Below are 9769 nucleotides of genomic sequence, written 5' to 3'. Positions count from 1 at the left end.
CGCGCGACGCGTGGGCCGCGAACACGGCCACCGGCGGCTGGCGGCCAGCATGCTGTTCCCGCTCGCCGAGGTGGCCCATGCGGTGCTCCGCCCAGTCCTGCTGCGGAAAACCACAGCACGTCGCGAGGGGGGTTGTCCCTACCACGGGTTGGCGTGCTGGCGTACTGATGCGGGCGAATTCTTCGCAGATAGCGTGTTTTCATCGTAATCACGCACTGAAATGGATAAAGCTGTTGTTTAGTCGTAAATCGCTGGGTCGCGTCCTGGGCCGTTCCGCCGTCGTCGCCGTGGCGGGCGCCGCCTGTCTCGCCGTCACCGCCGGCGGCGCCGGAGCGATCGTCAACGGCGGGAAGGCCACGGAGGCGTACCCGTTCATGGCCTCGATCCCGATCAAGGCCCCGGCCCTGGGGCTGACGGACGGCGTGTGCGGAGCGGCGCTCATCGCGCCGCAGTGGGTGGTGACCGCGGCCCACTGCCTGGACATGGAGGTCGGGTCGATCCCGAAGGGAACCGTCCGCGTCGGCAGCGACCAGCGCAAGTCCGGCGGGGAGGTGCGCGAGATCGCCCAGGCCGTGCTCCACCCCCGCTACTCCCAGAACACGCCCAACAGGAACGACATCGCCCTGATCCGCCTCGACCGTCCGGTCACCCACCAGCCCGTGCCGATCGCCGCGCGGCCGGGACGGCCCGGCACCCCGACCCGGATCATCGGCTTCGGCGTCACCGAGTCCAAGCCCGACCCGGCCGACTGGAAGATGTCCCCGCGGCTCAACCAGCTCGACACGCGCCGAGGCGCCCCGTCCGAGTGCGGGCCCGGATACGCGAGCGGCACCCGCCTGTGCACGGTCAGCCGGGTGCCCAAGGCCATGGCGTGCAACGGCGACTCCGGCTCCCCGCAGCTGCAGCGGGGCAGGAACGGCCGATGGGAGCTCATCGGGGTCACCTCGGGGCCCGGCGCCAAGAGCCCGTCCTGCGCGGAAGGCCCCGGTCTGTACACCAGCGTGCCGGCGTACGCGGAGTGGCTCGACCGGACGATCCGCGCCTACAGCTGACCGGCGGGGCTGCACCGGCGGTTGAGGGCGCGCCGCCCGGCGGCCCAGCGCCGCCCGCCGCGCCCGGCGCGAAGCTTCCGGGAGCGGTTCAACGACAGCCTTGAAGTCATGAGAACCGAAACCGAGCCCGCGCACGGGACGCCGGTCCCGCCACCGCCCCCGCCCGCCCGCACGGCGGAGGCACGCGGATGAGCCGCGCGCAGGACGTCCCCGCCACCTGGCGGGAGCTGCTGGGACGAGAGCATCTCTGGGCAGCCGTCGTGCCGGCCGGGGGAGTGCTCGCCGGCGCGATCAACATCTACCTGGCGGCCGGGCTGCTGCCGACCGCGGTGGCCGAGCTCGGCGGGGCGAGCTTCTACGCCTGGAACATGACGGTCTACCTGGTCGCCATGGTGATCGCCACCATGCTCACCGCCCGGTCGCTGTCGGCGTGGGGGACCGTCGGCTCCTACCTCGCCGGGTTCGCCACGTTCACCGCGGGCTCGCTGGCCTGCGCGGCGAGCCCGGCGATGGCGGTGCTGCTGGTCTCGCGCGGGGTGCAGGGGCTCGGCGCCGGGCTGCTGTCGGGGCTCGGGTTCGCCGTCGTCCGGTCGGCCCTGCCGGCCCGGCTCTGGACGCGCGGCACCGCGCTCATGTCGGCCATGTACGGCGTCGGCAACTTCGCCGGACCCGCGCTCGGCGGGCTGTTCGCGCAGTTCGGGGCGTGGCGGCCGGCGTTCGCGGCGATGGCGGTGCTCGGGGCCGGCTGCGGCCTGGTCGTCCCGCGGGCCCTGCGCGGCCGGGGCGACGCGCCGCGCGACGGCGGTGCCGGGCGGGTGCGGGTGCCGGTGGGCTCGTCGCTGCTGGTGACGGCGGTCGCGGGGGCGGTGAGCGTGGCGGCGGTGGTCGCCGGCACGCTCGCCAAGACCGCCGTCCTCGCGGTGGCGCTGCTGGCGGCCGTGGGGTTCGTCGTCCACGAGCGGCGCAGCGAGCACAGGGTCCTCCCGGCGGAGACCTACCGGCCGGGTTCGCCGCTGAAGTGGGTCTACCTGACGATCGGGGTGCTGACCTTCGGCGTCGCGGTCGAGTCGTTCCTGCCGCTGTTCGCGCAGCGGCTGGCCGGGCTGCCGCCGCTGGTGGCCGGGTTCTTCGCCGCGGCCGTCTCGTTCGGCTGGTCGGCGACCCAGATCGGCAGCTCGTCCGTGGGCGGGCGGCGCGCGGTGCGGCGGCTGCGGGTGGCCGGCCCGCTGCTGCTCGCGGCCGGTCTGCTCGTCCAGGGGCTGGTGCAGCGTACGGACCCGCCGGGATGGCTGGTGCTGGTCTGGGTGCCGGTGCTGTTCGCGGCCGGCTCGGGGATCGGCCTGGCCTACCCGCACCTGTCCGTGGCCGTGCTGACCGGCACGCCGGACCCGGCCGAAGGCGGCCGGGCGGCCGCGGCGATCGCCACCGTGACCAGCCTGTCCGTCGCGTTCGGCACGGCGGTCGCCGGCATCCTGGTCAACCTCGGCGGCGCCTCCATGCTCGACTCGGCCCGGTACGTGCTGTTCGGCTTCGCGGCCCTCTGCGCGACCGGCGCCCTCACCGCCCACCGGGCCGCGCGGCGGGAGCGGGACGATGGACTCTCCCCCCGTGGGAGGCCGCAGGCTGCCTGACGGGGCCGGACCGGCCGGCGGCCCCGCGCCCGATGATCGAACCGGCCAGAGGAGAGCGACGCATGACCATCGTGGAAGGCATCGAGGCTCGCGGCATGGAGCACTGCGAGACGACGGCGCTGGGGGTGCTGCTCCGCCACCAGGGGCTCGACCTGTCCGAGCCCATGCTGTTCGGGCTCGGCTCGGGCCTGTCCTTCGTCTACTGGGACGCCAAGGGCATGGACGTCCCGTTCCTGGGCGGCCGGGTCAAGCCGTTCGAGCTCACCAGGAACCTGGCCGCCAGGCTCGGGCTGACCCTGGACGTGGCCGAGACCGGCTCGGCCCGCAGGGCCTGGGAGAACGTGGCCGCCCGCATCGACGACGGCCTGCCGGTCGGCCTCCAGCTCGACAGCCACCACCTGGACTACTTCGGCTCGAAGGTGCACTTCGGCGGCCACGTCGTCGCGATGTACGGCTACGACGAGCGGCAGGCGTACCTGGTGGACACCGCGCAACAGGGCGGCGCGGTGCGGACGAGCCGGGACAGCCTGGCGGCGGCGCGGTCCGAACGCGGCCCGATGACCGCCAGGAACCGGTCCTTCACCCTCACCCTGCCGGGCGGCCCGCCCGCCTGGCGGGAGCGGGCCGTCCCGGCGATCAGGGCGTGCGCCGAGGCGTTCCTCGCCGCGCCCATCGCCAACCTGGGCCACCGCGGCATCGACAAGGCCGCCCGCCTGGTGCCCAAGTGGCTGGACCGCGTGGCCGAGCCCGCGCGTGACCTGTCGCTGGCCGCCCTCCTCATGGAGAGGGGCGGCACCGGCGGCGGCCTGTTCCGCGCCCTCTACCGGGACTTCCTCGGCGAATGCGCCGGATTCGTCGACGACGACCGCCTGCGCGCCGGCCACCGCCTGTACGCCGAGGCCGCCGCCCTGTGGACGGACGTGGCCGCCCTGATCGCCAAGGCCGGCGAGGGGCGCGAGGCGGCGTACCTGGAACAGGCCGGGGCCGTCCTGCACGACCTCGCGCGCATCGAACGCGAGGCCATGCAGGCCCTGCGCGAGCTGTGACCGCGGGCCGCTAGAGCGCCGCCCGGTCGAGGGCGGCCAGGCTTTCTGCGCGCAGCGACCGAAGGTCGTCGAGCACGGCGTCGGCCGCGCGCCGGCCGGACACCAGCGCCCCCTGCAGGGAGCCGGTGTCGCGGTGGTCGCCGCACACGTACAGGCCGGCCCGCAGCCGCACGGGCCTGCGCAGCGGGTACGGCGGCCGCATCGCCGGCAGCGCCGCCGGCACCTGGTACGTCGCCACGTGCTCCCAGCCGGAGGTGTCGCCGTAGATCTCGGTCAGGCGGCGGCGGACCGCGCGTTCGTCGTCGGCCAGGCCCAGGACCGACGTGGACACCAGCGCCCGCCCGTCGGCGGAGTACCCGGGGGCCGCGTCGGTGAGCACCAGGGTGTCGGTGACGGCCCCGGTGGCGTCCACGACCTGGATCGGCTCGCGCATGGGGGAGCGGGGCGCGGCGTGGTAGAAGGTGGTCACCGCGCGCATCTCGGGCGTCTCGATCCCGCTCAGCAGGCGGCCCGCGGCCCCCGGGTCGGCGGCCACCACCACGGCCCGGCCCCCGACCGTGGCGCCGTCGGCGAGCCGCACGCCGCCGGGGCTCACCTCGATGACCCGGGCGCCGAGCGTGACGGTGCCCGGCGGCAGCCGGTCGGCGAGCCGGCGCGGGATCTCGCCCATGCCCAGGGCGGGCACCGCGATGGTGCCGCGCGCGAACGACCGCCAGAACAGGTGGAAGATCCGGCTGGAGGTCTCCAGGTCGCGTTCCAGGAGCACCCCGGCCAGGAAGGGACGCATCAGGCAGTCGATCATCTTCTCCGACATGCCCCAGGCGCGCAGCTCGTCGTCGGTGCGCCGGTCGGGCCCGCCGCGCAGCCGGGACGCGGGCAGCACCAGGTCGCGGGCCGTGAGGGCGGCGAGCACGGCGTCGTCGCGCGGCGTGCCGAGGCCGGTCAGCAGCCCGCTCAGCGCGTGCCGGGGATGCCGCCACGGCAGCATCACCCTGGCCCTGGCCCGCGTCCCCTGGACGATCACGCCCGAGGCGAACGGGCGCAGGTCGAGCGCGTCCAGGTCGAGCAGCCGGCGGGCCTCGGGGTAGGCGGTGTTGAACACCTGGTAGCCGCGGTCCAACCGGAACCCGTCCACGACGTCGGTGCGCACCCGGCCGCCCACCCCGTCGGACGCCTCCAGCACCCGTACCGGCACACCGGCCTCGTGCAGCCGCACCGCGCAGGCCAGCCCCGCCATCCCGGCCCCCACGACGATGACGGTGCCAGCCGTTCTCCGCTCGTTGTCCATGCCAGGGGCCCTACCCGCGTCCTCGCAGCTCAGACCCCACGAGTCGTCGTGCCCTACGCCCAGCCGTAGACCGACCTGACGGCCGCGGCGACCTCGTTGACCAGCGCCGTGTCGTTGCCGTTGGCCAGCACGGCGTAGCCCGCGCCGAGCTCCGGATAGCCCTTGAACACCGATCTGAAGCCGTAGTTGGAGCCGTCGTGGGTGTAGGAGAAGTTCTGGGTGCCGGAGCCGGCGACGAACAGGCCGCGTCCCATCCCGGGCTGCGGGCCCTCGGTGAGCAGCGAGCGCACCGACGCGCGGGTGAGCGGCCCGGCGATGTCGCCGGTGGCGGTCCAGGCCCGGTTGAGGTACGACACCAGGCGGCACAGGTCGAGCACGTTCGTGTAGAGGCCGGCGGCGGCGGACTCGGGATACCGGTTGTGGCCGCCGGGGATGACCGTCCCGGTGGAGGTGTGGCCGGAGGCGAGCTCGAAGGCGGGGGAGAGCGCGTACGAGCTGCCCGCCATGCCCAGCGGGGCGAACACCTCCTGGCTCATGTAGTCGGCCAGCGACCTGCCGGTCAGCTCCTCCACCATGCGCTGCAGCAGCACGTACCCGGCGCCGGAGTAGTGGTACTCGGCGCCTGGCTCCGTGGACAGCTCGATCCTGGGGGAGTTGCCCTCGCCGTTCATGACCTGGAGCAGTGACGGGACCGTGGCGGCGGCGCCGTACCCGGCGAAGCCGCCGCCGCCGGCGTCGAAGCCGGAGCAGGCCCCGGCGGGCGAGGTCGAGCCGCGCCCGACGACCCCGGCCCGGTGCGTCAGCAGCTGCTCGACGGTCGGCACCGCCGTCGGCGACACGCACGAGCGGGCCGGCAGCGTCCAGCCGAGATGCGGGCGGACGTCGGCGGTGAGCGCGATCTTGCGCGTCTGGAGCAGCCGCAGCACGCCCACCGCGGCCACGGCCTTGCTGATGGAGGCGGCCTGGAACGCGCTCTCCGGATGCGCGGCGGGGGCGCCGCCGGCGGCGAGCCGCCCGTAGCCGGTGGACCAGGCGATCTTGTTGCCGACGACCACCGCGACCGCCACGCCCGGCGTCTTGTACGCGCTCATCCGCTGCCAGATGGTCGAGCCGCCGACCGCGTTCTCGAACTGGCGCACCCGGTCGGCGGGCAGCGCGGGCGCCTTGCCCCGGGAGCACAGCGCCCAGCCGCCGCCCGGTCGGAAGGCCACGTTGTGCAGCTGCCAGCCGCCGCCGGCCAGGCTCTTCATCTTCGCGAAGCAGGCGTCGTCGATGCCGCGGGCGTGGAACTCGTCCTGCGCGACCAGGGCCCAGCCGCCCGCCTTGGGGAAGGCGACGCGGGTCAGCCGGCGGCCGCCCTGGGTCAGGTTGCGCATCATCTGGTAGCACTCGTCGTCCACGCCGTTGGCCTGGAAGGCGCCGGACGCGACGACCGTCCAGCGGTCGCCCCCGGCGGGCGGGAAGGCCACGTCCACGACCTGCTGCCCGGCGGTGTAGTACGCCTTGATCCGGCTGAGGCACGCCGCGGGCAGGCCGCGGGACGACACGCCCTTGTCGGTGGTGATCACCCAGCGGTCGCCGCCCTCCGGCGGGAAGGCGATGGCGTTGACCTTCCGGCCGGCCTTCACCAGCGCCCCCAGCTCCGTGAAGCAGGCGTCGGGGATTCCGCGGGCGAAGTACCGCCCGTCCTGCGTGACCATGACCCAGCCGCCGGACGGCGTGAAGGCGAGCGCCGTGACGCCGTAGGGAGCCAGCTCGGCCAGCTTGGCGTGCGCCTCGGCGGTCAGCCCGGCGTCCGCGGACGGGTAGGCCGCCGCGAAGGCGGGCGCGGCGGGCACTGCGGCGGGCACTGTGGCGGCCGCCAGTCCGGCGACACCGGTCAGGGTGAGAAAACGTCTCCTGTCCACAGGGCTCCTCGGTCAAGGCGGGGGCGAAACACGGTGATCTTGGCAGAGATGTCCGGCCAGGGCCAACCGCGACCGGCTCCGGCGGGGGCCGGGGGTGTATGCGAATCGGATGAATTCCCTGCGATGAGGGTCGATCTGATGGATCATGATCAGCGCATCGGAACAGGCGGAGGAGATCGGCGACGCCCTCTCCCCGCATTCGGCCGGACGAGCGGGAAGGACGAGGGGTTGACGACGAGAAAGCTGCTCGCGATGCTGGCCGCCCTGCTCCTGGTGTGCTGTGGTGCGGGCTGTTCCACCTGCTCCGTCGCGCAGGGGCCGCCGGTCACCATGCCGAAGCGGGACGCGGCCGCCGACGTCGGCGAGCCGACACCGGACGAGTACGGCCCCGGCGGGTATCGGCAGGTGCGAAGCGTCGCCGTCGTCCTCGAGGTGCGCCGGTGCGATGAGGACCCGCCGAACGACGACAGGCACTGGCCGCACAGGTTTCTCACGGGCCGGCAGTCGGACGATGCTCCCTGGAAGGTCATCGGGTTCGGGGCGGGCTGAGGGCCGCCGGTGCGCCTGTGCCAAGGACCATCAGGGCGAATTGACTTCGAGCGCGCTCGAATTCCTAGCGTCGCGTCCATGACGACGACACTGATCACAGGGGCCAACAAGGGGCTCGGGTTCGAGACCGCGCGGCGGCTCGTCGGCGCGGGGCACACCGTCTACGTCGCGAGCCGGGACGCCGGACGTGGACGGCTGGCCGCCGAGCGGCTGGGCGCGCGGGCGGTGGCGCTGCGCCGAGGTGCGGGCGTTCGTCCTGGCCAAGCTGGGTCCCCGGCTCGGCGACCTGGTCTGGGACGTCGGCGCGGGCGAGGGCGAGCTCGCCGTCGAGTGCGCCAGGCTGGGCGCGGCCGTCGTGGCGGTCGAACGCGACCAGTCCGCCTGCGCGCGGCTGCGTGCCAACGTGCTGTCCCACGGCGTCAAGGTCGCCCTGACCAGGGGGCACGCGCCCGCCGCGCTCGAACCGCTGCCCGACCCCGACGCCGTCTTCGTCGGCGGGGGCGGCGACGACGTAGTCGCGGCGTGCGCCGCCCGCGGCCCTCGCGCGCTGGTGTGCGCGCTCGGCACGGCCGAGCGGGCGGTGGCCGTGCTGGAGCTGCTGCGCGAGCTCGGCTACCGTGGCGAGGGCACGCGGATCCAGGCGTCCGCGCTGACGCCCGGCGCCGGCGGTTCCCACCGTCTGACCGCGGCCGATGCCGTCTTCGTCGTGCACGCCAGGCCCGCGCACGCAGCGTGACCTGTCCCCCACGGGCACGTATCGGTTATCCTCGCGTGACTTTGTCTACGCACCGGAGATCCCTCAATGAAGCCGCCGCTCCTGCTGATCGGGCAGGGCTCGAACGATGACGCCTACGCCGCGGAGTTCGGCAGGTTCGTCCACCGGCTGCGCTGCCGCCTCGACCACACGGCCGTCGACGTCTCCGGCGGCTATCTGGAACGCGCCACGCCGCGCCTGAGCGACTCCGTGGCGTCCCTGATGGCGCGCGGCCACCACCGTCTCGTCGCGCTGCCGCTCAGTCTCAGCAAGGTGGATGCGGAGTTCCCCGCCGCGATGGCGCTCGAACAGCAGCGCCACCCCACCCTCATGTACGACTACGGCCGCCCCCTCGGCCCCGACCCGCGCGTGCTGGCGCTGCTGGCCGACCGGCTCGGCGAGGCCGCCGCCGAGATGGCCAGGCCGCGCCCCTTGGAGCTGGTCGGCGCCCGGCCCCGGCTGCGCGCCGTCGACACCCCGGCCCTCGACGACGTCCCCGGCCAGGTCGAGCCGGGTGAGACGGCGGTCGTGCTGGTCGGCGAGGGCTCGACCGACGCCGCCGCCAACGCCGAGGTCCACCGGGTGTCGCGGCTGTTCTGGGAGACGCACGCCTACGACTACATGACCGTCGAGACCGCGTTCGTCTCGGTGACGCCGCCCGGCGTGCCCGGCGGGCTCGAACGCTGCCGCCGGCTGGGCGCCAAGCGGGTGATCGTGGTGCCGTACCTGCTGTTCGCGGGCGGCCTGCTGGAGCGCGTGTGGGCGCAGGCCCTGGCGTACGGCGCGGGCCACCCCGACCTCGACATCCGCTGCGCCGAGGTGATCGGCGACTGCGAGACGCTGGCCGACGTCGTGATCGACCGGTACGAGGAAGCGCTCCAGCTCGTCCACTGACGCTCCACCTCGTCCGCCAACGCTCCAGCTCGTTCACTAACTGTCACTACGTGGAGGTGTCCGTGCTCGCCGAGACCCTGGCGGCCATCCGTCCCGCCGACCCCGAGGCGCTCGCCGAGGCCCGCGCCCACCAGGACCGGCTCACCAAGCCGCGCGGCGCGCTCGGGGCTCTGGAGGAGGTGGCCGTACGGCTGGCGGGCGCGTCCGGCGTCTGCCCGCCGCCCATGCCCGAGCCGGCCGCCCTGGCCATCTTCGCGGCCGACCACGGCGTGCACGCGCGCGGCGTCAGCCCGTGGCCGCAGGAGGTCACGACGCAGATGGTCGCCAACTTCCTGGCCGGCGGCGCGGTCGCCAACGCCTTCGCCGCCCAGGTGGGCGCGTCCGTGACGGTGGTGGACGTCGGCGTCGCCACCGACCTGCCCGACGCCCCCGACCTGGTCAAGCGCAAGGTCGCGTACGGCACCGCCGACCTGTCGCGCGGCCCCGCCATGAGCGTCGACCAGGCCGTCAGGGCGCTGGAGGCGGGCATCGCCGTGGCGCAGGAGCTGATCGACGGGGGCGCCCGCTGCCTGATCACCGGCGACATGGGCATCGCCAACACCACCGCCTCGGCCGCGCTGATCTCCGCGTTCACCGGCAAGGACCCGG

At 74.4% G+C, this 9769-nt stretch carries 9 protein-coding genes; 7 read left to right on the top strand and 2 right to left on the bottom strand.

The window, feature by feature from the left end; genetic code table 11:
- Nucleotides 1-233 precede the first annotated feature (233 nt).
- The 3 genes from ACWCSD_RS39325 (at nt 234) to ACWCSD_RS39315 (ending at nt 3729) form a co-directional block, all read left to right on the top strand.
- The gene (locus ACWCSD_RS39325) at nt 234-1052 is read left to right on the top strand and encodes a S1 family peptidase (protein ID WP_449922527.1); all 819 of its coding nucleotides are present in this window, start codon (nt 234-236) and stop codon (nt 1050-1052) included.
- A gap of 188 nt (nt 1053-1240) precedes the next feature.
- Nucleotides 1241-2683 carry an MFS transporter gene (locus ACWCSD_RS39320; RefSeq protein ID WP_449922525.1) on the top strand — a complete coding sequence of 481 codons (1443 nt, stop codon included), beginning with the start codon at nt 1241-1243 and terminating at the stop codon, nt 2681-2683.
- Nucleotides 2684-2745: 62 nt separating this feature from the next.
- Nucleotides 2746-3729: a BtrH N-terminal domain-containing protein gene (locus ACWCSD_RS39315; protein WP_449922523.1), complete on the top strand. Its 984-nt coding sequence runs from the start codon at nt 2746-2748 to the stop codon at nt 3727-3729.
- Between the two features lie 10 nt (nt 3730-3739).
- On the opposite strand, the gene ACWCSD_RS39310 is transcribed toward ACWCSD_RS39315, so the two are convergent.
- Nucleotides 3740-5017, bottom strand: coding sequence for an NAD(P)/FAD-dependent oxidoreductase (locus tag ACWCSD_RS39310; protein ID WP_397163972.1), 1278 nt, complete (start codon nt 5015-5017; stop codon nt 3740-3742).
- 53 nt (nt 5018-5070) lie between these two features.
- Nucleotides 5071-6924, bottom strand: a complete 1854-nt coding sequence (locus ACWCSD_RS39305) for a serine hydrolase domain-containing protein (RefSeq protein ID WP_387670215.1) — start codon at nt 6922-6924, stop codon at nt 5071-5073.
- A 228-nt stretch (nt 6925-7152) separates the two neighbouring features.
- On the opposite strand from ACWCSD_RS39305, the gene ACWCSD_RS39300 reads away from it, so the two are divergent.
- From ACWCSD_RS39300 to ACWCSD_RS39285, 4 genes are all read left to right on the top strand, one after another.
- Nucleotides 7153-7473 (top strand): hypothetical protein, encoded by a 321-nt coding sequence (locus ACWCSD_RS39300; protein ID WP_449922520.1) that lies wholly within the window; start codon nt 7153-7155, stop codon nt 7471-7473.
- A gap of 187 nt (nt 7474-7660) precedes the next feature.
- On the top strand, nt 7661-8209 hold the full coding sequence (locus ACWCSD_RS39295; RefSeq protein WP_449922518.1) for a hypothetical protein: 549 nt from the start codon (nt 7661-7663) through the stop codon (nt 8207-8209).
- 66 nt (nt 8210-8275) lie between these two features.
- A complete protein-coding gene (locus ACWCSD_RS39290; protein WP_387678939.1) occupies nt 8276-9121 on the top strand; it encodes a sirohydrochlorin chelatase in 846 nt (281 codons plus the stop codon).
- A 62-nt stretch (nt 9122-9183) separates the two neighbouring features.
- Nucleotides 9184-9769 (top strand): nicotinate-nucleotide--dimethylbenzimidazole phosphoribosyltransferase (locus ACWCSD_RS39285; protein WP_449922516.1); only part of this gene is annotated, 586 nt, incomplete at its 3' end.

The sequence above is a fragment of the Nonomuraea sp. NPDC001684 genome (assembly GCF_053596515.1).
This window is presented reverse-complemented; position numbering and strand designations above follow the sequence as displayed.